This is a genomic window from Tabrizicola flagellatus (assembly GCF_046295235.1).
GTDB lineage: Bacteria > Pseudomonadota > Alphaproteobacteria > Rhodobacterales > Rhodobacteraceae > Tabrizicola > Tabrizicola flagellata_A.
In genome coordinates this window covers 15,614-38,357 of record NZ_JBKBLV010000037.1, presented here as the reverse complement: position 1 = coordinate 38,357, position 22,744 = coordinate 15,614, and the positions used below count along the sequence as shown (strand labels likewise).

18 protein-coding genes, 1 tRNA gene and 1 pseudogene are annotated in these 22,744 nt (G+C 66.7%); 7 read left to right on the top strand and 13 right to left on the bottom strand.

The window, feature by feature from the left end; all coding sequences use genetic code 11:
• Nucleotides 1–392: pseudogene (locus ACK4IU_RS15020) on the bottom strand (hypothetical protein); the annotation flags it as partial.
• A 34-nt stretch (nt 393–426) separates the two neighbouring features.
• Nucleotides 427–1,443 carry a LacI family DNA-binding transcriptional regulator gene (locus ACK4IU_RS15015; RefSeq protein WP_409736638.1) on the bottom strand — a complete coding sequence of 339 codons (1,017 nt, stop codon included), beginning with the start codon at nt 1,441–1,443 and terminating at the stop codon, nt 427–429.
• Between the two features lie 239 nt (nt 1,444–1,682).
• On the opposite strand from ACK4IU_RS15015, the gene ACK4IU_RS15010 reads away from it, so the two are divergent.
• Together ACK4IU_RS15010 and ACK4IU_RS15005 are read left to right on the top strand one after the other, a co-directional pair.
• Nucleotides 1,683–1,758, top strand: a tRNA-Arg gene (locus tag ACK4IU_RS15010).
• A 69-nt stretch (nt 1,759–1,827) separates the two neighbouring features.
• Complete coding sequence (locus ACK4IU_RS15005; RefSeq protein WP_409736636.1) at nt 1,828–3,177, top strand: FGGY-family carbohydrate kinase; 1,350 nt, start codon at nt 1,828–1,830, stop codon at nt 3,175–3,177.
• Nucleotides 3,178–3,241: 64 nt separating this feature from the next.
• Here the strand turns inward: ACK4IU_RS15005 and rhaM are convergent, their stop codons facing one another.
• The 6 genes from rhaM to ACK4IU_RS14975 all read right to left on the bottom strand — a co-directional run bounded on the left by rhaM (nt 3,242) and on the right by ACK4IU_RS14975 (nt 9,169).
• Complete coding sequence (gene rhaM, locus ACK4IU_RS15000; RefSeq protein WP_409736634.1) at nt 3,242–3,556, bottom strand: L-rhamnose mutarotase; 315 nt, start codon at nt 3,554–3,556, stop codon at nt 3,242–3,244.
• A complete protein-coding gene (locus tag ACK4IU_RS14995; RefSeq protein WP_409736632.1) occupies nt 3,556–4,512 on the bottom strand; it encodes an ABC transporter permease in 957 nt (318 codons plus the stop codon). The genes rhaM and ACK4IU_RS14995 overlap by 1 nt, the downstream gene beginning before the upstream one ends.
• Entirely contained in the window at nt 4,509–5,513 is a 1,005-nt protein-coding gene (locus ACK4IU_RS14990) for an ABC transporter permease (RefSeq protein ID WP_409736630.1), read from the bottom strand. The genes ACK4IU_RS14995 and ACK4IU_RS14990 overlap by 4 nt, the downstream gene beginning before the upstream one ends.
• Nucleotides 5,514–5,670: 157 nt before the next feature.
• On the bottom strand, nt 5,671–7,182 hold the full coding sequence (locus tag ACK4IU_RS14985) for a sugar ABC transporter ATP-binding protein (RefSeq protein ID WP_409736628.1): 1,512 nt from the start codon (nt 7,180–7,182) through the stop codon (nt 5,671–5,673).
• Between the two features lie 103 nt (nt 7,183–7,285).
• A complete protein-coding gene (locus ACK4IU_RS14980; RefSeq protein WP_409736626.1) occupies nt 7,286–8,329 on the bottom strand; it encodes a rhamnose ABC transporter substrate-binding protein in 1,044 nt (347 codons plus the stop codon).
• Nucleotides 8,330–8,368: 39 nt separating this feature from the next.
• Entirely contained in the window at nt 8,369–9,169 is an 801-nt protein-coding gene (locus tag ACK4IU_RS14975) for a DeoR/GlpR family DNA-binding transcription regulator (protein WP_409736624.1), read from the bottom strand.
• Between the two features lie 158 nt (nt 9,170–9,327).
• Here ACK4IU_RS14975 and ACK4IU_RS14970 point away from each other — a divergent pair, with 158 nt between their 5' ends.
• From ACK4IU_RS14970 to ACK4IU_RS14950, 5 genes are read left to right on the top strand one after another with little or no spacing between them, the layout of a single operon-like run.
• Nucleotides 9,328–11,397 carry a bifunctional rhamnulose-1-phosphate aldolase/short-chain dehydrogenase gene (locus tag ACK4IU_RS14970; protein ID WP_409736622.1) on the top strand — a complete coding sequence of 690 codons (2,070 nt, stop codon included), beginning with the start codon at nt 9,328–9,330 and terminating at the stop codon, nt 11,395–11,397.
• Between the two features lie 9 nt (nt 11,398–11,406).
• On the top strand, nt 11,407–12,693 hold the full coding sequence (gene rhaI, locus ACK4IU_RS14965) for an L-rhamnose catabolism isomerase (protein ID WP_409736620.1): 1,287 nt from the start codon (nt 11,407–11,409) through the stop codon (nt 12,691–12,693).
• A gap of 27 nt (nt 12,694–12,720) precedes the next feature.
• Nucleotides 12,721–13,776, top strand: a complete 1,056-nt coding sequence (locus tag ACK4IU_RS14960) for a DUF4037 domain-containing protein (RefSeq protein WP_409736618.1) — start codon at nt 12,721–12,723, stop codon at nt 13,774–13,776.
• Nucleotides 13,773–14,759: a uroporphyrinogen decarboxylase family protein gene (locus ACK4IU_RS14955; protein ID WP_409736616.1), complete on the top strand. Its 987-nt coding sequence runs from the start codon at nt 13,773–13,775 to the stop codon at nt 14,757–14,759. Before ACK4IU_RS14960 ends, ACK4IU_RS14955 begins: the two co-directional genes overlap by 4 nt.
• A complete protein-coding gene (locus ACK4IU_RS14950; protein WP_409736614.1) occupies nt 14,756–16,783 on the top strand; it encodes a hypothetical protein in 2,028 nt (675 codons plus the stop codon). Before ACK4IU_RS14955 ends, ACK4IU_RS14950 begins: the two co-directional genes overlap by 4 nt.
• Here the strand turns inward: ACK4IU_RS14950 and gyrB are convergent.
• The 5 genes from gyrB to dnaN form a co-directional block, all read right to left on the bottom strand.
• Complete coding sequence (gene gyrB, locus ACK4IU_RS14945; RefSeq protein WP_409736612.1) at nt 16,780–19,230, bottom strand: DNA topoisomerase (ATP-hydrolyzing) subunit B; 2,451 nt, start codon at nt 19,228–19,230, stop codon at nt 16,780–16,782. The genes ACK4IU_RS14950 and gyrB overlap by 4 nt on opposite strands.
• 81 nt (nt 19,231–19,311) lie before the next feature.
• A complete protein-coding gene (locus ACK4IU_RS14940; RefSeq protein WP_409736610.1) occupies nt 19,312–19,932 on the bottom strand; it encodes a LysE family translocator in 621 nt (206 codons plus the stop codon).
• A gap of 9 nt (nt 19,933–19,941) precedes the next feature.
• Nucleotides 19,942–20,472: a GNAT family N-acetyltransferase gene (locus tag ACK4IU_RS14935; protein WP_409736608.1), complete on the bottom strand. Its 531-nt coding sequence runs from the start codon at nt 20,470–20,472 to the stop codon at nt 19,942–19,944.
• Nucleotides 20,469–21,560: a DNA replication/repair protein RecF gene (gene recF / locus ACK4IU_RS14930; protein ID WP_409736606.1), complete on the bottom strand. Its 1,092-nt coding sequence runs from the start codon at nt 21,558–21,560 to the stop codon at nt 20,469–20,471. The genes ACK4IU_RS14935 and recF overlap by 4 nt, the downstream gene beginning before the upstream one ends.
• A 36-nt stretch (nt 21,561–21,596) precedes the next feature.
• Entirely contained in the window at nt 21,597–22,715 is a 1,119-nt protein-coding gene (gene dnaN, locus ACK4IU_RS14925) for a DNA polymerase III subunit beta (RefSeq protein ID WP_409736604.1), read from the bottom strand.
• Nucleotides 22,716–22,744: the final 29 nt, after the last annotated feature.

Below are 22,744 nucleotides of genomic sequence, written 5' to 3'. Positions count from 1 at the left end.
TCGGCCAGATCGTCCAGCCGGACGGTCCGGACCGGCTGGCGGGCGGTGACCTCGGTCAGCGCGGCGAAGGAATGGATGTGGGCCGTGATCGCGGGATCGGGGGCAAGCGTCGAGGTGAAACCCGGATGCCGGGTCAGGTGCAGCATCGCGGGGCCGCCGTCGCCGACCGCATGCGGCAGGTAACGGCGGCGCGGGTCGGCGGGCAGTTTCGCCAGTTCCCCGGGGTTCGGCTCGAACCCGGTCAGCCGGGCGAGGCCATGGTCCAGAAGCGGCGCATAGGGCGGCGCCTCGCTCGTCGGCAGGGCCGAGGCGCCGACATCCGCCACCTCGATCGGGTCGGCAAGCGGCAGGGCGGCAAGGAGGTCGGCCAGCAGGTCGGGCGGCAACTGCATCGGGTCAGCCCCCCCTTTCGGCGCCGGGCATCGCTCAGCGCCGGATCGTGTCGCCGGGTTGCAGGGTCGGGAACAGCTCGATCTTCTCGCCCGGGGTGGCGGTCCCGGCAATGATCTCGGCCGCCTTGCGCCCGATTTCCAGCCGGCAGGCGTCCATCGTGGCCAGCTTGCGCGGCAGGCCATCAAGCAGTTCCACCCCGTTGAACCCCGCCAGACCGATGCGGCCGGGCACGTCCAGCCCCTTGTCGAGACAGTAGAGCAGCCCCCCTGCCCCGATCATGTCGTTGGAATAATACAGGAAATCCACATCCGGCGTCCGGTTCAGGACGGCGGCCGTCATCTCGCGCCCCTTCAGGAGCGCCGATCCGCCGGAATAGTATTCCCGGTCCACCAGCGTCAGCCCGGCCTTGCCCAGAGCCTCTTCAAAACCTTCCAGCCGCTTCTGGGCGCGGAAGTCGTTCGGCATCCTGGTGCCGAGGAAGGCGATCCGGCGATAGCCGGCGGCGATGATCGCCTCGGCCATCTGGCGCCCGGCGCGACGGTGCGAGATGCCGACGGCATGATCGATCGGGTCGCCGTCGATGTCCATGATCTCGACGATGGGGATGCCGGCCCGGGCCAGCATCGCGCGCGAGGCGGCGGTGTGTTCCAGCCCCGCGACGATCATCCCCGAGGGCCGCCAGCTGAGCATCTCGTAGATGACCTTCTCTTCCCGGTCGGGCAGGTAGTTGGTCACGCCGACCACCGGTTGCAGGCCGGTGCCTTCCAGCGTCTCGGAGATTCCGGTCATCACCTCGGGGAAGACCATGTTCGACAGCGAAGGGATCACCACGCCCACCAGGTTCACCCGCTGGCTGGCCAGCGCACCCGCGATCTTGTTCGGGACGTAGCCGAGCGCCCGGGCGGCCTCGAGCACCTTTTCCCGCGTCGGACCCGACACGTCGCCCCGGTTGCGCAACACCCGGCTGACCGTCATCTCGGAAACGCCCGAGGCCTCGGACACGTCGCGAAGGGTCAGGGTATGGCGCGGGTCGGGGGCGGGCTTGGTCAAGGCAGGGATCCGGCACTGGGCATGTCCCTAGTTAGCGCCAAAGCCGGGGCTTGTCCAAGGCGCAATCGTCTGCTAGTGTTACCGCTAACAGCCGTTTTGGCTGGTCATATCCTGCGCGTCCCTGCAAGCTCTCACTTCGGATGCGTCGGACCAGGGGGGAGGTAGTGGGCCAAAACTTGCCTCCCCTTTTCTTTTGTCCGGTTGAAATGCTGCCCGTTTCGTCGCATGAGGGGTGCGGCGGCCTCGTAGCTCAACGGATAGAGCGTCCCCCTCCTAAGGGGAAGGTTGCAGGTTCAAGTCCTGCCGGGGTCACCATCCTTGCGCTTCCCTGTTTGAAATCAGCCGGATAGGCTGATCCTCGCGGCCTTGGAGGAGAGCGGGGACATGCGGCGGATCGCGGTTCTGGACATCGGCAAGACCAATGCCAAGGTGCTGGTCGTGGACCTGGCCACAGGGGCCGAGGAGGTGCTGGCGCGCACGCCGAACGCGGTGGTGCGGAACGGGCCCTATCCGCATCACGACCTGGAGATGCTGTGGGGTTTCGTGCTGTCCGGTCTGCGGGCGGCGGCAGGGCGCGGGGTGGATGCGGTGTCCATGACCACGCATGGGGCGGCCTGCGTCCTGGTGGACGGGGACGGCGGGCTGGCGCTGCCGATGCTGGATTACGAGCATGACGGGCCGGATCGTCTGGCCGCCGAATACGATGCGGTGCGGCCGGGGTTTGCCGAGACGGGGTCTCCGCGCCTGCCGGTCGGCCTGAACCTGGGCGCGCAGGTGTTCTGGCTGTCGCGGGCCTTCCCGGCAGAGTTCGCGCGGGTGCGCCATGTGCTGACCCTGCCGCAATACTGGGCGTTCCGGCTGTCCGGGGTGGCGGCCAGCGAGGCGACCTCGCTGGGCTGTCACACCGACCTGTGGAATCCCTGGGAGGGTCGGTTCTCCTCGCTGGTGTCGCGGATGGGATGGCAACGGGTATTCCCCCCGGTGCGGAAGGCGGCGGAGGTGCTGGGGCCGGTGCTGCCGTCGGTGGCCGCGGCGACGGGCTTGGCCCCGGGGACGCCGGTCCTCTGCGGGATCCATGATTCCAACGCCTCGCTGGTGCCGCATCTGGGCAAGGCGCCCTGCGGGGTCCTGTCCACCGGGACCTGGATGATCGTGATGGCCTTGGGGGGGCGGGCGGTGGAACTGGATGCCGCGCGCGACGTGCTGGTGAACGTGAATGCGCGGGGAGAGCCGGTGCCGACCGCGCGATTCATGGGCGGCCGCGAGATGGAGGAGATCATGGGCGGGCGGATCTTGGAGCCTTCGCCGGAGGATCTGCGCGCGGTGCTGGAAGGACGGGTGATGGCGTTGCCGTCCCTGCATCCCGACACGGGGCCGTTCCCGGGCAAGCGGTTCGGCTGGATCGGGGGCGAGCCCGAGGGCGGCGCGCGGATGGCGGCGGCGTCGTTCTATGCGGCGCTGATGGGGGCGGAGTGTCTGGACCTGGTGGGAGCCGAGGGGCCGGTGATCGTGGAGGGGGCCTTCGGTGGGAACCTGCCCTTCCTGCGGATGCTGGCGACGGCGACGGGGCGGGTCGTGAAGGGCTCGGGCCAGGGCGCCGGGACGGGGTTGGGGGCGGCGCTGCTGGCGGGGCCGTTGGCGGTGAAGACGGCGCCGGTGGTGGAGGTTCAGCCCGAACGGGAGGCGCTTTGGACCGGGTATGTGTCTGCGTGGCGGGAGGCTGTTGGCCAGTGAAAGCTCCTCGTGCGCCTTCGGCTTCTCGTCGCGAGCGACGAGTGACGAAGTCATCGAGGAGCGGTCAGGCCATGTAGAAGGTCTCTACCAGCGGGATCGCAACCGGGGAGCCGTCGGGATTGGTGGCCATGATGTCGCCCATCCAGGCCCACCATTTCCGCATCACCGGGTGGTTGGGCAGGTCGTCCATTGTATGGTCGTCCCGGCGTTCGAGGTAGCCGAAGAGTGTATTCGTTTCCCTGTCGAGGTGGATCGAGTAGTTCGAGATGCCAGTGTCCTTCAGAAGCTGCACCAGCTCGGGCCAGATCTCGTCGTGGCGGCGGATGTATTCGGCCTCCATCCCCCGGTTGAGGCGCATCTTGAAGGCGTGGCGTTGCATCAGGCGTCCTTTCTCTTGCGGGCGCGCAAGTCGGCCAGGAGGTTCGGCAACAGGACCGAGGCGATCAGGAGGACGCCGATCACGCCGGTCTGGATATGGCCGGTCAGGTTCATCAGACCCATGCCGTTCCTGAGGTTGAGGATGATGAGGATGGAGAGGAACACGCCCACCATGCTGCCTTTGCCGCCGAAGATGCTTACGCCGCCGAGGAGGACCATGGTGATGATGTCCAGCTCGAACCCCAGCGCGGTGTCGCCGCGGACCGAGCCGAGGCGGGCGGCGTAAAGCAGGCCGCAGAGGGCGGAGATGAGCGCGGAGAGGAGGAAAAGCACGGTCTTCACCCTCGCGACGTTCAGGCCGGAGAAGCGGGCGACCTCGGCATTGGTGCCGATGACGATGACCTGCCGCCCGAAGCCGGAGCGGTGCAGCGTCATGCCGAGGAGGATCAGGAGCGCGAAGAACAGGAGGATCGACAGCGGGATCGGGCCGATCAGGCCTTTTTGCCCAAGGTCGGTGAACCAGCTGGGGAAATTGCCGAGCGAGGTATCCTTGACCAGCACGCGCGCCAGGCCGCGGAAGCCGATCAGCATGGCCAGCGTGACGACCAGCGAGGGGATGCCGACGCGGGCGATGAGGACGGCGTTCACCGCCCCGGCGACGAGGCCCGCGGCAAGGCAGATGAGGATGGCGAGGCCGGCCGGGGTGCCTGCGTTGACGAGGTAGCCGAAGAGTGCGGCGGAAAGGCCCATGATCGAGGCGACGGAGAGGTCGATCTCGGCGTTGACAATGACGAGGGTCATCACCAGCGCGACGATGATCTTTTCGATATGCAGCTGGAACAGGTTGATCTGGTTCTGCACCGTCAGGAATTCAGGCGCGAAGCTGGCGTTGAGCGCGAGGGTGACAAGGAAGACGGCGAGGAGGCCGGTCTCCCACGGGGTGAGGAAACGGGTCATCCGGCGCCCCCTTTCCGCAGCCGGGCCAGCTGGCGGCTGGCCAGCGTGTCCACGGTGACGGCGGCCATGATGAGCCCCCCGAGCAGCGCGTCGCGCCAGAATTCGGAGACGACGGCCCAGCGGGTCAGCGAGTTGTCGATGGTGTCGACGAGGAGCGCGCCCATCAGCACGCCGATCATCGAGCCGGATCCGCCCATGATCGAGACGCCACCCACTACGACGGCGGCGATGGACTTCAACTCGTAGCCCATGCCCGCGACGACGGTGATGTTGCCGAACTTGGCGAGGAACAGGAAGCCCGAGAGGCCGGCGAAGGCTCCGCTGAGGATGAAGGCGGTGAAGACGACGCGGGGGGCGTTGATCCCGGCCATCACGGCGGCGTCGGGATTGGAGCCGACGGCGTAGAAGCGACGCGCGGGGCGCCAGAAGGTCAGGGCAAGGCCGGTGACAAGGACGGCGGCGAGGGCCAGGACGACAGTGACGCGGATGTCGAGGCCGCCAAGGGAGAAGGCGTTGGCCGAGGGCAGGTCCACCAGCCATTGCGGGAGGCTCGCGGTGGTGATGGTCTTGGCGTCGGACCATTCGACGAGGAAGCTGCGGAAGAGGGCCAGTGTGCCGAGGGTGACGATGATCGCGGGCACGCGGCCGAAGGCGATGATGATGCCGTTCAGCGCCCCGAAGCCCGCGCCGAGGGCCATGCAGAAGAGGACGGCGAGAATGGGGTGGAGGTCGGGCATCGTGTTCAGAAGCTGGCCCGCCATGTAGGCCACGACGCCGAGGATCGAGCCTGCCGAGAGGTCGATGTTGCGGGTCATGATGACGATGGCCTGACCCACCGCGACCGGCAGCACCACGGCGGCGGAGGTCGAGATCCGGTTGAACATCCGGGGGGAGAGGTAGCCCTCGATCTGGGTGGCGAAGAACAGGATCGTGGCAAGGAGCGCGAGGCCAAGGGCCAGGAGGCGCAGGGTCTGCGGCGAGGCGCGGGTGAAAATTCTCATGCGGTGTCCCCCTGGGTGGGGGCGGGTTTCGAATTGTGCGCTGACGCGCAAGCCTTTTGTCTCACCTCTGCGCGGCGCAAGGGCCGCGTAACCGGCTCGGGCGTGCTCCGCAGGGGATATTTGGGGACAGATGAAAAGGTTTGGGTGCGGCGCGCGGTCATGCGGCGGGTCTTTCGGAGGTGGCCTGGCCGGCGCCGAGCGCGATGACGCGCTCTTGTGTGGCCTGTTCGATGGGCAGGATGCCGACCTGGCGACCCTCGCGCATGACGAGGACGCGGTCGGCAAGGGCCAGGACCTCGGGCAGGTCGGAGGAGATGACGAGGATCGCGACGCCTTCCGAGGCCAGTTGGCGGATGATGGCGTGGACCTCGGCCTTGGCGCCGACGTCGATGCCGCGGGTGGGTTCGTCGAAGATGAGGACGCGGGGTTTCGTTTCCAGCCACTTGGCCAGCATCACCTTCTGCTGGTTGCCGCCCGACAGTTTGCCGACCTCGATCAGGCTGTCGGGCGAGCGGATGGCGAGGCGCTTGCGGTAGGCCTCGGCCATGGCGGATTCCGCCCGGCGGTCGATGAGGCCGAAGGGTTTGAGGAGTTTCTTCAGGCTGGCGAGCGAGATGTTGGCGAAGATCGGCAAGGGCATGGCGAGGCCGAGCTTGCGGCGGTCTTCGGAGACGTAGGCGATCCCGAGGTCCATTGCCTGTTGCGGGGTGGTGATGCGGACCTGTTGGCCTGCGAGGGTGATGGAGCCGTCGGTCGCCGGGGCGATGCCGAAGAGGCTGAGCGCGACATCGGTCCGGCGGGCGCCGACGAGGCCGGCGAGGCAGAGGACCTCGCCCTTGTGGAGGTCGAAGGTGATGTTCTGGAAGACGCCGGCGCAGGTGAGGTTCTTCACCGAGAGGAGCGTCTCGCCATGCGGGTTGGCGGCGGTCTTCACCGCGAAGCTTTCGAGCGCGCGGCCGACCATGTCTTTCACCAGGCCGTCTTCGGTGACCTCGGCGATGGGTTTCGTGCTGATGTGCTGGCCGTCGCGGATCACCGTGACGCGGTCGGCGATGCGGAAGATCTCGTCCAGGCGGTGCGAGATGTAGATGACGGCGACGCCCTGCGCCTTGAGCGCGCGGGCGATGTCGAGGAGGCGGGCGACCTCGTGGGCTGAAAGGCTGGCGGTCGGTTCGTCCATGATCAGGACCTTGACCTTGAGCGACAGGGCCCGGGCGATTTCAACGGTCTGCTGTTCGGCGAGCGTGAGACCCGAGGCGGCGCGGCGGACGTCGAGTTTGACGCCGAGGGGGGCGATGAGGGACTCGGCCTCGGCATAGAGCTCGGACCAGCGCATGATGCGGCCCTTGGCGCGGTTCGAGATGAAGATGTTCTCGGCGACGTTGAGGTCGGGGAAGACCATCGGCTCCTGGTAGATCGCGGCGATCCCGGCCTCTTGCGCGCCTTGCGTCGAGCACAGGGTGACGGGCTGGCCCTCGACGCGGATCGTGCCGGTGTCGGGCTGGTGGACCCCGGTCATGATCTTGATGAGCGTGGATTTCCCCGCGCCGTTCTCGCCGACGATGGCGTGGACCTCGCCGGGGAGGATGGTCAGGCTCATGTCCTTCAGCGCCTGGGTGGCCGCGAAGGACTTGGACAGGCCGATGAGTTCCAGGACCGGCTGGGTCATGGGGAGTTCCAGTGGGACAGGGGTTAAAGGTCGGGTGGGAGCCCCCCACCCCATCCCTCCCCCACGGAGGGGGGAGGGAGGCGCTTTGCGTCAAGCCGTGCGATCAGTTCGCGGCGGCTTCGACGTTGTCCTTGGTGTAGACGGTGAATGGCCCCATCAGCACGCGCTTGGCGCCCGGACGGCCGGGGTCTTCCTCGATCTTGAAGGTGCCCATGCGGCCGGCGGTGAATTCCTCGCCGACCTCGCCCTTGATGGCGCCCGTCGCCAGCGCATAGGAGGCGTGGTAGGTCAGGTAGCCGAGGTCGACGAAGCTCCACAGCGCGAACTGGGGCGCGCAGCCGTTCATCGTGTAGCTGACCATTTCCGCCGGCAGGCCGAGGCCCGAGACCTTGACCTTCTCGCACAGGCCCTCGTCCTGCATTGCCTTCGACGCGGCCACGATGCCGACGGTGGTGGGCGCCATGATGACCTTGAGGTCGGGATACTTGTCCACGAGGCCCAGCGCCTTGTTGTAGGATTCCTCGGACTGGTCGTTGCCGTAGACGACATCGACCAGCTTCAGGTCCTTGTACTTGTCGCCCTTCAGCGCCTCTTTCATCATGTCGATCCAGGCGTTCTGGTTCGCCGCATCCGGGCTGGCCGAGAGCACCGCGAATTCGCCCGCCCCACCCGCCAGGTCATAGGCCATGTCGGCCATGACGGTGCCGATCGAGCCGAAATCGACCTGGGCCACGAAGAAGCTTTCGCCCTTGCCCGAGGGGATCGGGCTGTCCCAGGTCACGACCTTGGTGCCGGCGGCCTGCGCGGCCTCCGCCGCCGGGGCGATCTGGTCGCCCGCGTTGTTCGACAGCATGACCACGTTCTGCTTCTGCGTCGTGGCGTTGGTCAGCATCTCGATCTGACCAGCTGCCGAGTTCTCGGGCGTCGGGCCGATGAATTCCAGCTTGCCGGTCGAGCCAAGCTCGGCCGCCGCCTCCTGCGCGCCGCGGTTGGCCTGGTCGAAGGGCAGGATGCCGAGGAATTTCGGCAGCAGCACCGCATTGACCTGCTGGCCCGGGGTGGCGGTGACGGGTTCGGCCATCGCGGTCGAGCCCATCAGCGTCGCAAGGCCCGCAGCGAACGCAAGGCCGGTCAGTTTCATCATCATCTTTCTTCCTCCCGTTTATGTTTTCCCGCCGTGCCCTCCTCAGGCCGCGGTCAGGACCTTCGCTTCTTTCGGGTCGATCAGGACCACCTCGACACCCAGTTGCCGCAGGTGATCGACCATGTGGGGTGGCGCGCCGGTATCGGTGACCAGCGTCGAGACGCGGGTCAGCGGGCAGACCACTATGTTGCCGCGCGCCTCGAACTTGGTCGAATCGGCGACGACAATCAGGTTCTCGGTGCGGGACAGAAGCTTTGCCTCGGCCCGGGCTACCAGAGGATCGCTTTCGATGACGCCAAGGGACGTGATCGAATAGCAGGACATGAACATCTTCGAGGCCGCGAAATGCTGGATCGCGTCCTCGTCGAAGGGGGAGAGGATGATCCCGGCCTCGCGGTAGATCTCGCCCCCCGGCAGGACGACGCGGTTCGCGGAATGGGCGATCAGTTCCTGCGCGATGGGGAAGGAATTGGTCAGCACCTGCATCCGGTGCTGGCGCAGGCATTGCGCCATGAACCAGGTGGTGGACCCCGCGTTCAGGATGATCGAGTCGCCGTCCTGGCAAAGCTTGGCCGCCCCGCAGGCGACCGCGCGCTTGAGGTCGGCGTTCAGCGTCTGGCTGGAATCGAAGGACGGGGCGGTGAGCGGGGTCTGGCCCGATGCCACGGATTCCGCGCCGCCGTGGACGCGGCGCAGCTGGCCCGAGTCCTCGAGTTTTGCGAGGTCGCGCCGCAGGGTGGCGACCGAGGCGCCGGTGACGCCCACCAGGTCGGCCACGCGAACGATCCCCCTCTCCCGCAGGCGGGTCAGGATCAGCTGCCATCTTTCGCGTTCGTGCATCATGGTTGGAAAGGCTGTCAGAATCGCTCATATCCGTCAACAAACAATCGCAATGCTGCATTGCGGAAGATTCTCTGCGATGCAGTATGGCGTTTCGTGATTGACTGTGAGCGTTTCGCCCCTATCCTGATCGGCAACCCTTTCAGCCAAAGTCCGGACCGATGACCCAGGAAATCACGCTCAAGTCCCTGTGGGACGATGCTTATGCCGCCAGTTTGGACGAGCCGGGAAAGCTTCTCTATCGGTCAAACCTGCTGGGGTCGGACCTGAGAATCACCAACTTCGGCGGGGGGAACACCTCGGCCAAGGTGAAGCACAAGGACCCGCTCTCGGGCGAGGATGTGCAGGTGCTGTGGGTCAAGGGGTCCGGCGGGGACATCGGGTCGATGAAGCTGGATGGCTTCGCCACGCTCTACATGTCGAAACTGATGCAGCTGCGGGCGCAGTATCGCGGACTGGACCAGGAAGACGCGATGGTCGAGGCGCTGGGGCATACGATCTTCAACCTGAACCCGCGCGCGCCGTCGATCGACACCTGGCTGCATGGCTTCGTGCCTTACGCGCATGTGGACCATGTCCATTCCGACGCGGTGATCGCGATTGCCGCCAGCGCCGATCAGGTGCGGCTGACGGAGGAGATCTTCGGCGGGGAGCTGGGCTATCTGCCCTGGCAACGCCCCGGGATCGATCTGGGGATCAAGCTGGGCCGGATGGCCGAGGAAAACCCGAAGCTGAAGGGCGTGGTGCTGGGCCAGCACGGGCTGTTCACCTGGGCGGACACGGCGAAAGACTGCTACCTGCTGACTTTGGAGATGATAAATCGTGCGGCTGTCTGGCTGGACGCGAACGTCAAGAGGCCCGTGTTCGGCGGGGAGAAGGTGGCTTCGCTGGAGGCTTCGGAGCGGAAAGCCACGGCCCGCCGCCTGATGCCGCTGATCCGGGGGCGGATTTCCGGCGGGGCGCATATGGTGGGGCATTTCACCGATTCGCCGGAAGTCCTGGAGTTCGTGAACTCCCGTTCGCTTTCCGACCTGGCGCCGATGGGGACATCCTGCCCGGACCACTTCCTGCGGACGAAGATCAAGCCTTTGGTCGTTCCTGCCGATGCCGATGCCACCGCGCTGGACACGCTGATCGCCGGCTATCGCGCGGACTACGCGGCCTATTACGACCGCTGCAAGCGCCCCAATTCCCCGGCGATGCGCGACCCGAATGCGGTGATCTACCTGGTCCCGGGCGTGGGGATGATCTCCTTCGCCAAGGACAAGGCGACCGCCCGCGTCTCGGCCGAGTTCTACGTCAACGCGATCAACGTGATGCGGGGGGCCTCGGGAGTCTCAAGCTATCAGGGCCTGCCGGAGCAGGAGGCCTTTGACATCGAATACTGGCTTCTGGAAGAGGCGAAGCTCCAGCGGATGCCGAAGCCCAAGCCGATGGCGGGCCGGGTGGCCTTCATCACCGGCGGCGCGGGCGGGATCGGGTCGGCGAGCGCCGAACGGCTCTTGCGCGAGGGCTGCAACGTGGTGTTGGCCGACATCGACCAGACAGCGCTGGATCAGGTCGTGGCCGGGTTCGCCCAACGCTACGGCCGCGACATGGTGCGCGGCGTGGTGATGGACGTGACCTCCGAGGCGGCGGTGATCGCGGCGGTGGACTATACGGTCGGCGAATACGGCGGACTGGACGTGGTGGTGAACAACGCCGGGATCACCTCGGCGGCGGCGGTCGAGGATACGACGCTGGCGATGTGGAACCGCACCATGGACATCCTTTCCACCGGCTATTTCCTGGTAGGGCGCGAGGGCTATCGTGTTCTGAAAGCCCAGGGACTCGGCGGGTCGATGGTGTTCGTCTCGTCGAAGAACGGGGTGGCGGCCTCGCCCGGGGCCAGCGCCTATTGCACGGCGAAGGCGGCGGAGATCCACCTTGCCCGCTGCATGGCGCTGGAGGGCGCGCCCATGGGCATCCGCGTCAACGTGGTGAACCCGGACGCCGTGCTGCGGGGCTCGAAGATCTGGAAGGGTGAATGGTCCGAACAGCGCGCGGCGTCGAACAAGATCGCCGTGTCCGAGCTGGAGGAACATTACCGCAAGCGCAGCCTGTTGCAGCGGTCGGTCTTTCCCGAGGACATCGCGGAGGGGGTCTATTTCTTCGCCTCGGACCTTTCGGCGAAATCGACGGGCAATTTCCTGAACGTGGACGCGGGCAATGCCGTGTCCTTCTCGCGCTAGGGGGTGTGGATGCTGATTTCCGAGGATCTGGTCGGATCGCTGAACGAAGCGGCGCGCGCGGCGCATGAGGACGAGTTCGGTGCGCTTGGGCGGAAGCTTTCCCGGCGCGGCGTTGACATAGAGGCGCTGGTGAAGCGCGCGATGGACTGGTCGGTGGCGGTGCCGTCCTGGGGCGTGGGGACCGGCGGCACGCGGTTCGCGCGGTTTCCCGGGAAGGGAGAGCCGCGCAACATCCACGACAAACTGGCCGATTGCGGCGTGATCCAGCAGCTGACGCGGGGGACACGGACGGTGTCGCCGCATATCCCCTGGGACAAGGTCAGCGACTACAACGCGCTGCGGCAGGAGGCGGCGCAGTATGGGCTGGGGTTCGATGCGGTGAACTCCAACACCTTCCAGGACCAAGCGGATCAGCGGCTTTCGTATCGGTATGGCTCGTTGGCGAACGCCCGTTCGGATATTCGTGCACAGGCGGTGGCGCACAACATCGAATGCATCGAGATCGGCAAGGCCCTGGGCTCCCCCGCCCTGACGGTCTGGATCGGGGACGGGACGAACTTTGCCGGGCAGCAGAGCCTATCGAAGATGTTCGAGAACTACCAGTCGGCGATGGAAGAGGTCTATGCGGCGCTGCCGCCCTCGATGGCCATGTTCATTGAACACAAGATGTATGAGCCGGCCTTCTATTCGACGGTCATCAGCGATTGGGGGTCTTCGCTGATGGCGGCACAACATCTGGGGCCGCAGGCGAAGTGTCTGGTGGACCTCGGCCACCACGCGCCCAATGTGAACATCGAGCAGATCGTGGCGCGGCTGGTGCATGTCGGGCGGCTGGCGGGGTTCCACTTCAACGACTCGAAGTATGGCGACGACGATCTGGACAGCGGCTCCGTCGATCCGTTCCGCCTCTTCCTGGTCTTCAACGAACTGGTCGAGGCCGAACTGCGCGGGGCCAAGGGCTTTGCGCCCAGCTACATGATCGACCAGAGCCACAACGTGACCGACCCGATCGAAAGCCTGATGGCTTCGGCCATCGAGATCGCGCGGGCCTACATCCAGGCGTCGCTGGTGGACCGCAAGACGCTGGCCGAGGCGCAGGAAGCCAACGACGTGATGGCCGCGCACCGGACGCTGAAGGCCGGCTTCCTGACCGATGTCTCGCCGATCCTGGCCGAGGCGCGGATGAGGGCCGGCGGGGCTTACGACCCCATCGCCGCCTACCGCGCCAGCGGCTACCGCGACCGGGTGGCGAGGGAGCGGCCAGAGGTCAAGGGGGCCGGCGGCGGCATCGTCTGACATCGTGCCGGAGGGGAGGCCGGGCAGATGACACAGCACTCGATCATCGACGAAAGCCATGCCTTCTGGGACGAGGTGGTGCAGCCGTTCCTCGCCGCGCGCTTCCCAGAGGAAACGGCGCAGATGGCGGCTGGTGTCTTCGGCTACGGCTCCGAGGTCCTGCGGCTGGACGACGAATATTCGACGGACCACCACTTCGGGCTCCGGGTGAACGTGCTCTTGCCCGAAGGTTTGATGTCCACCCGGGGGGCGGCGATCGAGGATGCGCTGGCCGAGGGCCTGCCGCAGGTCTGGCGCGGGCGCGAGTTGCGCGAGGGGTATACGCGGACGAAGGGCGTTGCCCTCGGGTCGCTGGAACATCACCTGCGGTCCACCATCGGGTTGGACGCGCCACCAAACAGTCATTCACAATGGCTGGCGATCCCCGAGGAAGACATAATGCATGTCATTGCCGGAGAGGTCTGGCATGACCCTTCGGGGCGCTTTTCCGCCGTGCGCGAAGCCCTGGCGGCCCATTATCCCGAGGAGGTCCGGCTGCGGCGGCTCGCGCATTGGTGCCGCTATTTCAGCGGCATGGGGGTCTATGCGCTGAAGCGGGCGCTGTTGCGGAACAACGAGCTTTACGCCAGCACGACCTTTGCTCGCAGTCTGCGCTGGGGGGTGCAGATGGCGTTCCTCCTGGACCGGCAATACTACCCTTACGACAAGTGGCTGACCGTGATGTTCCACCGCCTGCCCCGGATGGGCGCCCGGCTGGCGGCGATTGTCGAGGAAGCACCTAGGCTTTCGACGCCGTGGGAGCGCAAGCTGGAGCTCTTGCACCAGATGTCGGACGTGCTGGACGCAGCGATGGTCGAGGACGGGCTGATCGCGCCGCATCCGCGTTACAAGGTCTCGGCAACCTCGGGCTACCGGCTGCTGGAATCGGCCTATGCCGAGCTGATCCGCAAGTGCCCGGCCGAGATCCGGAGCATCGTTCCGCAATGGGAGCAGGTGCATTGGGAGGGGTTCCATTCCGAATTCGTCGCAGGGGTGGGGCTGGAGGACTGGCGTCGGATGCTGCTTCTGGAGGAATACGAATGAACGGATATGAACGCGTGATGGCGACGATCAACCACCAGCCGGTGGACCGCACGCCCATCGATTGCTGGCTGTACCAGAAGCAGTTCCTGGAGCGGCTGGAGGCCGAATACGGCCCGCGCGAGAAGTTCATCGAGGAGTTCGGGATCGATGTCTTCGTCGGCCTCATGCCCTTCCCGAACCAGCACGGCCGCAAGTTCGACATCCATGAACTCGCCGATGTCCCGCTGGAGGACCCGAAGCACCCGAAGTGGCTGAACTTCACGGACTGGAACTACGATTTCGGCGGCACCAACATCGCCACGGCGGTCCGCGACCACAAGGGCAAGCGCTGCGTGCTGGCGCATTGCTGGGGGATGGTCGAGGGCACATCTTCCTTTCTGGGCATCGAGAACTGCTGGATGAACCTGGGCGGCAACCCGCAGCTGATGGCCAATTTCTTCGACCGCTATGCCGACTGGATGTGCGTCCAGGTGGACCAGATGATCGAGGCCGGGGTGGACATGATGACCCTCTCGGACGACTGGGGATCCAACGGGACGATGCTGTTCAGCCCGAAGTCCTGGCGCCAGCTTATCAAGCCCTATGCGATGCGCGTGGTGCAGCACGCAAGATCGAGGGGGATGCCGGTCAACCTGCATTCGGATGGCTACATCCTTCAGGTCGTCGATGACATCATCGAGATGGGCTACACCTCGTGGCACCCGGTTCAGGAAAGCGCGGGGATTGACCCACGGGAAGTGAAGGCGAAGTGGGGCGACAAGATCGTGATTTACGGCTCGCTGGACGTGATCGACGGGCTGTTGAAATACGACGGGGATGAGCTGGACGAGTACATCACCGAACGCTTCGGCATCTACGCACCGGGGGGCGGATTCATCTTCAACGGCGGGCATTTCATCCAGCCGGATATCCCGCCGATGCGGCTGGTCAGGGCCTACCGGCTGGTGAACAAGCTGGCGGCGCAGTACGGGACCCTTCAGTGAAGATCCCGGAGGGCGCGCTCTGGATCGGTCCGGCGCATCCGTTCGATCTTCGGGATGCTTATGTGAATTTTCGCTCGGATTTCATTCTGGGTACGGCACCAGCAGCCACGCGGTTGTGGCTTTCGGCGGACAGTCGGTATCGCCTTTGGATCAATGGCGTGCTCGTCGGCCGTGGGCCGGAGCGATCCTGGCCCTCGTCGATGGCCGTCGATGAGCGTTCCATCACGAATCTTTTGCGTCCGGGGAGGAACTGCATCGCGGTTCAGGTCCACTCGCCCGGACATTCGCACTTTGCCCATGTCCATCGCGGGGCCTGCGGGCTGGTGGGTTGGCTGGAGGTGGACGGGACGACGGTTCTGACCACGGGCCCACACTGGAAGGCGCGGCGAGACAGGTCTTGGTCGGACCGGGTTGAGCGGGTCTCGATCTACGGGACCGGTGTCGAGGACCGGGATCTGCGGCTAGAGGCGGACTGGGTCGAGGCCGATGCTTCCGACTGGGAGGCGGCGCGGGTGGTGCAGGGGGCAGAGGGGCCGGTCTGGCAGCGGTTACGGCCACGGGCGACGGCACTGCCGCTGGAAGATGTGCTGCAGCTGGGGAAGCCTTGGCAGGTGCGCGCGGGCCGGACCCTGGCCCTTTCGGAAGACCCCCACAGTGACCTGCGGAAGGCTCTTTCAACGTCAGTGCCCGGTCCAGCCCCTGCCCTGCTGCCGGCGGGCACTTCGGCGATCTGGGTTTTCGATCTTGGGGAAAGCCGGGCCTGTCTGGGCGGGGTGGAACTCACGGCGGCGGGAGGGGAGCGGCTGCTGATCTCCTATGCCGAGAAGCTGCGCGATGGCGAACTGCTGCTGCCGGAGCCGGGAGCCTATTGCCGGATGCGGCCTACCGATCACTTCACGCTGCGCCATGGGCGGCAGGTGGTTGAGGGGTTCACGCCGCGCGGCGCGCGGTATCTCGTTTTCGCGCTGGAGGGTGGCGGGGTTGCGCCCGCGCCGAAATTCCACGCGCGCCTGCCGGTGACGCCGGTGGCGGAGCGCCCGCTGACCCCACTCGGCCCGGAACTTCAGGGCGTGGCGGAGATGTGTCGCCGGACCACGCTCAACTGCCTGCAGGACGGGTTTGTCGATGGCGTCTGGCGGGAAAGCAGTCTCTGGCTGGGCGATGCGGTGGCGCAGGACTGGGCGCTGCGGGGGATTTCCGACGATCCCCGGCCGCTTCTGTTCGCCATCGACATGGCGGCGGAGGGGGCGGATGCCGAGGGGATGTTGCCGTCGGTCCTTCCCGGCGAGGTGCCGGCCTATGCGGTGACGGACTACAACTTTTCCTGGGTCGAACTCCTGTCAGGCTGCGCCACGCATCCGGGGATCGCCGAGCCGGAGGCGGTCTGGCAACGGCACTGGGGCACCCTGACCCGGATGCTGGAGCGGATGGCCAGCTTCCGTGGCGCGGACGGGTTGCTGCGCAATCCGCCGGGGCGGCGGCTGTTCCTCGACTGGTCGCCGATGAGCCGGGCGGAGCCGAACCTTACGCTGAACCTGCGCTATCTGCATGCGCTGCGGCTGGCGGCGGGGATGGCCGGGCAGGTCGGCCGGACCGCCGATTGGGCCGAAGAGGCGGGCGAACTGGCCCGGGCCTTGCAAGGTCACCGGGCGCCGGACGGCTGGCGCGAAAGCCCCGGTGGGGAGGCCGCCAGTCAGCTGGGTCTGGCGCTGTTGATCCTGACGGGGGTGGTGGAAGGGGCGGAGGCCGAAGGCCTGGCCGACCGCATCGTTGCCCGGTCGCTGGACCTGCGGGATGGCCCGGTGGAGGGCCAGCCCGCGCTCGCCAGTCCCTTCATGCACCACTATCTTTTCCTTGCGTTGCAAAGGCTTGGGCGCCGCGACGCGATCCGCGCCATCATCGCCGCGCGCTGGGGCCGCTGGGTGCGCGAAGGCCACGTGACCACGCCCGAGAACTGGTCGATCGACTTCCCGGACGGGTCCGCCTGCCACGGTTTTTCGGCGCACCCGCTGGGCTGGCTTTAGAAGTCCAGGTTCTCGACGCTGAGCGCGTTCTGCTGGATGAAGTCGCGGCGGGGTTCCACCACGTCGCCCATCAGCTTCGAGAAGATGTCGTCCGCCTCGGCCAGATCGTCCACCTTGACCTGCAACAGCGTCCGCGCCTCGGGGTCGAGCGTCGTTTCCCACAGCTGGTCGGGGTTCATCTCGCCCAGGCCCTTGTAGCGTTGCAGGGTAAGGCCCTTTTCGCCCTCGGCCAGGATTGATTTCAACAGGTCGATCGGGCCGTGGATCGCCTGCTCACGGTCCTTGCGGACCAGGCGCGAGGGGTCGCGGTAGATGTCGCGGTACTGGCCGGCGATCTGGCTGAGTTTCCGCGCCTCGCCCGACCGCAGCACCGCGCCGTCCAGCGTCCGCAACTCCTCGACGCCCCGCAGGATGCGCGACAGGCGGATGCCGTGGTCCTGGGTGATGCGGCCCTGCCAGCCGCGCTCGAACTCGGGCGCGATCAGGTTCAGGCGCCGGGCCACGGTGTCGGCGACGGCCTGGAGGTCATCGTCGGCCTTCCCGGGATCGAAGGCGCCGGCCAGCGCCGCCTGTTCCAGGATCGGGCGCGGGTAGTGGGTGGGGAAGGCGTCCAGCACGCGGCGGAACTGGCGCGCGCCCTCGATGACGCGGGCGAGGTCGTTGCCGGCGATCTCCTGCCCGTCGGTCAGGCGGAGGACGGCGCCCTCGGTCCCCATCTCGATCAGGTAATCCTCGAGCGCCGACTGGTCCTTGAGGTAAACCTCGGACTTGCCGCGCGCGACCTTGTAGAGCGGCGGCTGCGCGATGTAGAGGTAGCCGCCTTCGATAAGCTGGGGCATCTGGCGGAAGAAGAAGGTCAGCAAAAGCGTGCGGATATGCGCGCCGTCCACGTCGGCGTCGGTCATGATGACGACCTTGTGGTAGCGCAGCTTGCCGATGTCGAACTCGTCGCGCCCGATCCCGGTGCCAAGGGCGGTGATCAGCGTCCCGATCTCCTGGCTGGAGAGCATCCGGTCGAACCGCGCGCGTTCGACGTTCAGGATCTTGCCGCGCAAGGGCAGGACGGCCTGGTTGGAGCGCGAGCGGCCCTGTTTGGCCGAGCCACCGGCCGAGTCACCCTCGACCAGGAACAGTTCGGACTTCGACGGGTCGCGTTCCTGGCAATCGGCCAGCTTGCCGGGGAGAGAGGCCACGTCCAGCGCCGTCTTGCGCCGCGTCAGTTCGCGCGCCTTGCGGGCGGCCTCGCGCGCCAGGGCCGCCTCGATGATCTTGCCGACGATGATCTTGGCCGGGCCGGGGTTCTCCTCGAACCACTCGCCAAGCTTTTCGTTCACGAGGTTCTCGACCGCCGGGCGCACCTCGGAGGACACCAGCTTGTCCTTGGTCTGGCTGGAGAACTTGGGGTCCGGCACCTTGACCGACAGCACGCAGGTCAACCCTTCACGCGCGTCGTCGCCGGTGAAATCGACCTTCTCCCGCTTGGCGATGCCCGAGGACTGGGCATAGGCGGTGATCGTACGGGTCAGCGCGCCCCGGAAACCGGCCAGGTGCGTGCCGCCATCGCGCTGCGGGATGTTGTTTGTGAACGGCAATACGGTTTCGTGGTAGCTGTCGTTCCACCACATCGCCACCTCGACGCCTATGCCGTTCCTTTCGCCGACCATGTAGATCGGCTCCGGCATCACGCTGGTCTTGGAGCGGTCGATGTATTTCACGAACTCGCGCACGCCGCCTTCGTAGAACATCTCGACCCGCTGCGGCTCGGCATGGCGTTCGTCCTCCAGCACGATCCGCACGCCGGAATTCAGGAAGGCCAGTTCACGCAGCCGGTGCTCCAGCGTCTTGAAGCTGTAGTCGAGGTTGGAAAAGGTCCCGTCCGGCCGGTTGGTCTTGGCCGAGGCCAGGAACCGCACCTCCGTCCCCCGCTTGCCGGGGGCGGGACCGACCTCGTGGACATGGACGGTGCAGTCGCCATCCTCGAACCGAGCGCGGTATTCAGTGTCGTTGCGCCAGACGGTCAGCTCCAGCCATTCCGACAGCGCGTTCACCACCGACACGCCCACGCCGTGCAACCCGCCCGAGACCTTGTAGGCGTTGCCGCCCTCGTCCGTGTTGTTGAACTTCCCGCCCGCGTGCAGCTGGGTCATGATGACCTCGGCCGCCGAGACGCCTTCCTCAGGGTGCAGGTCTACCGGGATGCCGCGCCCGTTGTCGCGCACCGAAACGCTGTCGTCAGCGTGGATCTTCACCACGACTTCGGTGGCATGTCCGGCAAGCGCCTCGTCGATGCCGTTGTCAACGACCTCATAGACCATGTGGTGCAGACCCGAGCCATCGTCGGTGTCGCCAATATACATGCCGGGGCGCTTGCGAACCGCCTCCAACCCCTTGAGAACCTTGATGGAATCGGCGCCGTATTCGGCCGGCTTCTTGGGCTGGTCAGCCATGCGTGGGAAACCCTTGTCGTTGCCCGCGATTTATAGCGGTTCGGTGCAGGAATGTCACCCCTTGGCCACCAGATTTGGTGGTCAGGTGAAGGGGATCACCAGCCCCACGGCGATCAGCAGACAGCCCGAGGCGACGTTCAGCCACCGCATCGCCTCGGGGCTGGAGAGAAGCCGCCGCGCCCGGTCGAGGAACCAGGCCAGCGCGAGGTTCCCCAGCATCGGAATCAATGCCGAGACCAGCAGGATCGCGGCGATGTCGGGGGCAGTCACGCGCGACAGGTCGAAGAAGCCGGGGAGCACCCCCATGTAGAACAGGATCGCCTTGGGGTTGCCGATCACCGCTGCCACGCCCACGGCAAAGCCGGCCCAGGCCCCCGGCCGGGTCAGTCGGCTGTCGGCGTCGATGGCGGCGGCGGGCTTGCGGATCAGAAGCACGCCCATGACCAGGAAGACCACCGCAGCGACCCAGCGCAGCACGGCAAGGAAATCGCCATACAGCGACAGGATCCAGCTCAACCCGAAGATCGCGGCCAGCGGCCAGATCAGGTCGCCCAGTGCCACGCCGACGGCCAGCGGCCAGGCCCCGCCCATCCCGAAGGCCAGCGCGCGCGCGGTCAGTGCGACCCAGACCGGACCGGGGACTGCCCAGAGCGCGGCCATGCCCAGCGCGTAAAGCCAGAGTTGCCAGAGCGTGACGGTCATCGGCGTGCCTCAGAACAGACCGCCGAGAAGGTCGAGCGGTCGGGCCTCATCCCATGGCTCCTGCCCGAGATCAAGGACTTGCAGGTGCGCTTCGGCCTTGTCGCGGAAAAGCGCGCCGGTGCTCGCCCCGGTCATGTCGAGGTAGGTGAGCAGGTTGCCGACCGGTCGGAAGCCGGCGGCGGGATACAGCCTCGCCGTGCCGAACAAGAGGACATGCCTGGCCGGCGAGCCTCGTGCGGTGGCCAGCGCGGCCTGCAGAAGCGCGGCCGCATGGCCCTGCCCGCGATGCGCGGGATCGGTCGCCACGTCGGCGATGCCGGCGATGGTGACAAGCTCCTCGCCCAGCCGCACCGCGCGCAGTTGCACGGCGAGATGGGCGATGATGCGCCCCCCGTGACGGCGCAGGTGGCGCCAGCTGTGGCGGGTCTGAAAGAAGCTGCGCCCCCCGAAATCGGTGCGGAAGCAGCGTTTCAGCAAGGCAGCGATGGCGAGATCGTCTTCATTTGTGAGCTGATATTCGGCAATCGTCTCGACGCTCATGCGTCCACCCGTGAACTGCCGTTCTGGTCACTGATGCTCAGCATCCGGCCCCGGTCGCCCAGCGCGGCAAACAGGTCGGCCTCAGTGCCGGTCATCAGCGCCTGCGCGTCGAGCTTGCAGATCTCGTCATAGAGTGCGGCGCGGCGCCGGTCGTCGAGATGGGCGGCGACTTCGTCGAGCAGAAGGACCGGCGCCCGGCCAAGGTCCTGCGCAAGCGCACGGGCATTGGCCAGGATCAGGCTGATCAGCAGCGCCTTCTGCTCTCCGGTCGAGCACTGGTCGGCGGGCATGTCCTTGGCGCTATAGCGCGCCAGCAGGTCAGCGCGGTGCGGGCCCACCAGCGTGCGCCCCGCGGCGATGTCGCGCCGCCGGCTTTCGGCCAGCGCGCCGGCAAGGTCGGCCGGCTCCTCGCTGCCTTCGGGGCCGGTCAGCGCCAGGTCGGCCGATGGGAAGGCGCTGGCAGGATCTGCCGCCTGCGCGATCCGGGCGATGGCCGCGCGGCGGTGGGCGGTGATCGCCTCGCCCGCCTCGGCCATCTGCGCCTCGAGTGCCGCATACCACTGGGCATCCATCACCCCATCCTTGATCAGCCGGTTGCGATCGCGCATCGCCTTTTCGTATGCGAGCGTCTGTTCGGCATGCTCGGGAAAGAAGGACAGGGTCATCCGGTCGAGAAACCGCCTGCGGCCCTCGGCGGCTTCGATCCAGAGCCGGTCCATAGCCGGGACCAGCCAGAGCACGCGCAACACGCGGCCCAGACTTGCCTGGGTCGCGGCTTTGCCGTCGATCCGCACCTGCCGCGCTTCGCCGGGTTCGGCCCAGGTGTCGATCTCATGCGCGGCAGAGAGGCCGCTGACCGTCGCAGAGATCTTCCAGCCCACACCGTCCGGCCTGCGGGCAAGATCCTCGGGGGCGGCGCGCCGCAGACCGCGGCCGGGAGAGAGCAGGGAGACCGCCTCGAGGATGTTGGTCTTGCCTGCGCCATTCGGTCCGGTAATGGCGACGGGGCGGCCGTCGAAGGCCAGCCGCGTGGCCCGGTGGCTGCGGAAATGCGTGAGCGCGAGGGTTTCGATCGCCAGACCGCCCACCGGGATTTCCTTTCAGACCAGGTGCTTGCGGCCGGCTCAGACCCGCATAGGCATCACGACATAGACCGCCGAAGTGTCATTGCCTTCGCGCATCAGGGTCGGGTCGGCGGCCGAGTTGAACAGGAAGACGGCATTCTCGCGGTCCACCTGGCTGGCGATTTCCAGCAGGTATTTCGCGTTGAAGCCGATTTCCAGCCGGTCGTCGCCATAGGCCACCGCCAGTTCCTCCTCGGCGGCGCCACTGTCAGGCGAATTCACCGACAGAACCAGCCGGTCCTCCTCCAGCGACAACTTGACCGCGCGCGAACGTTCCGAGGACACGGTGGCCACGCGGTCCACCGCCTTGGCGAATTCCGAGGCGTCAACTTCCAGCTTGCGGGTGTTGCCGGTCGGGATGACGCGGGTGTAATCCGGGAAGGTGCCGTCGATGACCTTCGAGGTCAGCGTGATCGCCGGCGTCGCAAAGCGAACCTTCGTTTCGGAAACCGAGACGGCAATGGTGGCGTCGTCGTCCTCCAGAAGCTTGCGCAACTCGCCCACCGTCTTGCGCGGAACGATCACGCCCGGCATCCCCTCGGCCCCGTCCGGCAAGGGCGCGTCGATCCGGGCCAGCCGGTGGCCGTCGGTGGCAACGCAGCGCAGCACCTTGCCGCCCTCGCCCTGCGCCACATGCATGTAGACGCCGTTCAGGTAATAGCGCGTCTCCTCGGTGGAAATCGCGAACTTCGCCTTGTCGAACAGCCGCCGCAGCACCGGCGCCTTGGCGGAGAAGTTCGAGGAATATTCGCTGGAGGCCATCACCGGGAAGTCCTCCTTCGGCAGGGTCGCCAGGCTGAAGGTGGACCGGCCCGCCGTGATGGTCAGCCGCCCGGCGGCGGCATCCTCGGACAGGTTGACCAGCGCGCCGTCCGGCAGCTTGCGGACGATCTCGTGCAGCATGACCGCAGAGACCGTCGTCGCCCCGGCGCGTTCGACCATCGCGGGGGCGCGGTCCACCACCTCGATGTCGAGGTCGGTGGCGCGGAAGGACACCTGATTGCCCTCGGCCTCGATCAGCACGTTGGCCAGGATCGGGATCGTGTTGCGGCGTTCGACCACCGACTGCGCCTGCGCCAGCGCCTTCAGCAGCGTGGCGCGTTCGATCGAGAGCTTCATCAGACTTCCCCCTGCCCCCCGTTGAAGGG

Coding starts and splice junctions, on each gene's coding strand:
- rhaI (WP_409736620.1), top strand. CDS start 11,407: ATGCTGATTTCCGAGGATCTGGTCGGATCGCTGAACGAAGCGGCGCGC.
- ACK4IU_RS14990 (WP_409736630.1), bottom strand. CDS start 5,513: ATGAGAATTTTCACCCGCGCCTCGCCGCAGACCCTGCGCCTCCTGGCC.
- rhaM (WP_409736634.1), bottom strand. CDS start 3,556: ATGCAACGCCACGCCTTCAAGATGCGCCTCAACCGGGGGATGGAGGCC.
- ACK4IU_RS14985 (WP_409736628.1), bottom strand. CDS start 7,182: ATGACCCAGCCGGTCCTGGAACTCATCGGCCTGTCCAAGTCCTTCGCG.
- ACK4IU_RS14970 (WP_409736622.1), top strand. CDS start 9,328: ATGACCCAGGAAATCACGCTCAAGTCCCTGTGGGACGATGCTTATGCC.
- gyrB (WP_409736612.1), bottom strand. CDS start 19,230: ATGGCTGACCAGCCCAAGAAGCCGGCCGAATACGGCGCCGATTCCATC.
- ACK4IU_RS14995 (WP_409736632.1), bottom strand. CDS start 4,512: ATGACCCGTTTCCTCACCCCGTGGGAGACCGGCCTCCTCGCCGTCTTC.
- ACK4IU_RS14980 (WP_409736626.1), bottom strand. CDS start 8,329: ATGATGATGAAACTGACCGGCCTTGCGTTCGCTGCGGGCCTTGCGACG.
- ACK4IU_RS14935 (WP_409736608.1), bottom strand. CDS start 20,472: ATGAGCGTCGAGACGATTGCCGAATATCAGCTCACAAATGAAGACGAT.
- dnaN (WP_409736604.1), bottom strand. CDS start 22,715: ATGAAGCTCTCGATCGAACGCGCCACGCTGCTGAAGGCGCTGGCGCAG.
- ACK4IU_RS14940 (WP_409736610.1), bottom strand. CDS start 19,932: ATGACCGTCACGCTCTGGCAACTCTGGCTTTACGCGCTGGGCATGGCC.
- ACK4IU_RS15005 (WP_409736636.1), top strand. CDS start 1,828: ATGCGGCGGATCGCGGTTCTGGACATCGGCAAGACCAATGCCAAGGTG.
- ACK4IU_RS14955 (WP_409736616.1), top strand. CDS start 13,773: ATGAACGGATATGAACGCGTGATGGCGACGATCAACCACCAGCCGGTG.
- ACK4IU_RS14960 (WP_409736618.1), top strand. CDS start 12,721: ATGACACAGCACTCGATCATCGACGAAAGCCATGCCTTCTGGGACGAG.
- ACK4IU_RS14975 (WP_409736624.1), bottom strand. CDS start 9,169: ATGATGCACGAACGCGAAAGATGGCAGCTGATCCTGACCCGCCTGCGG.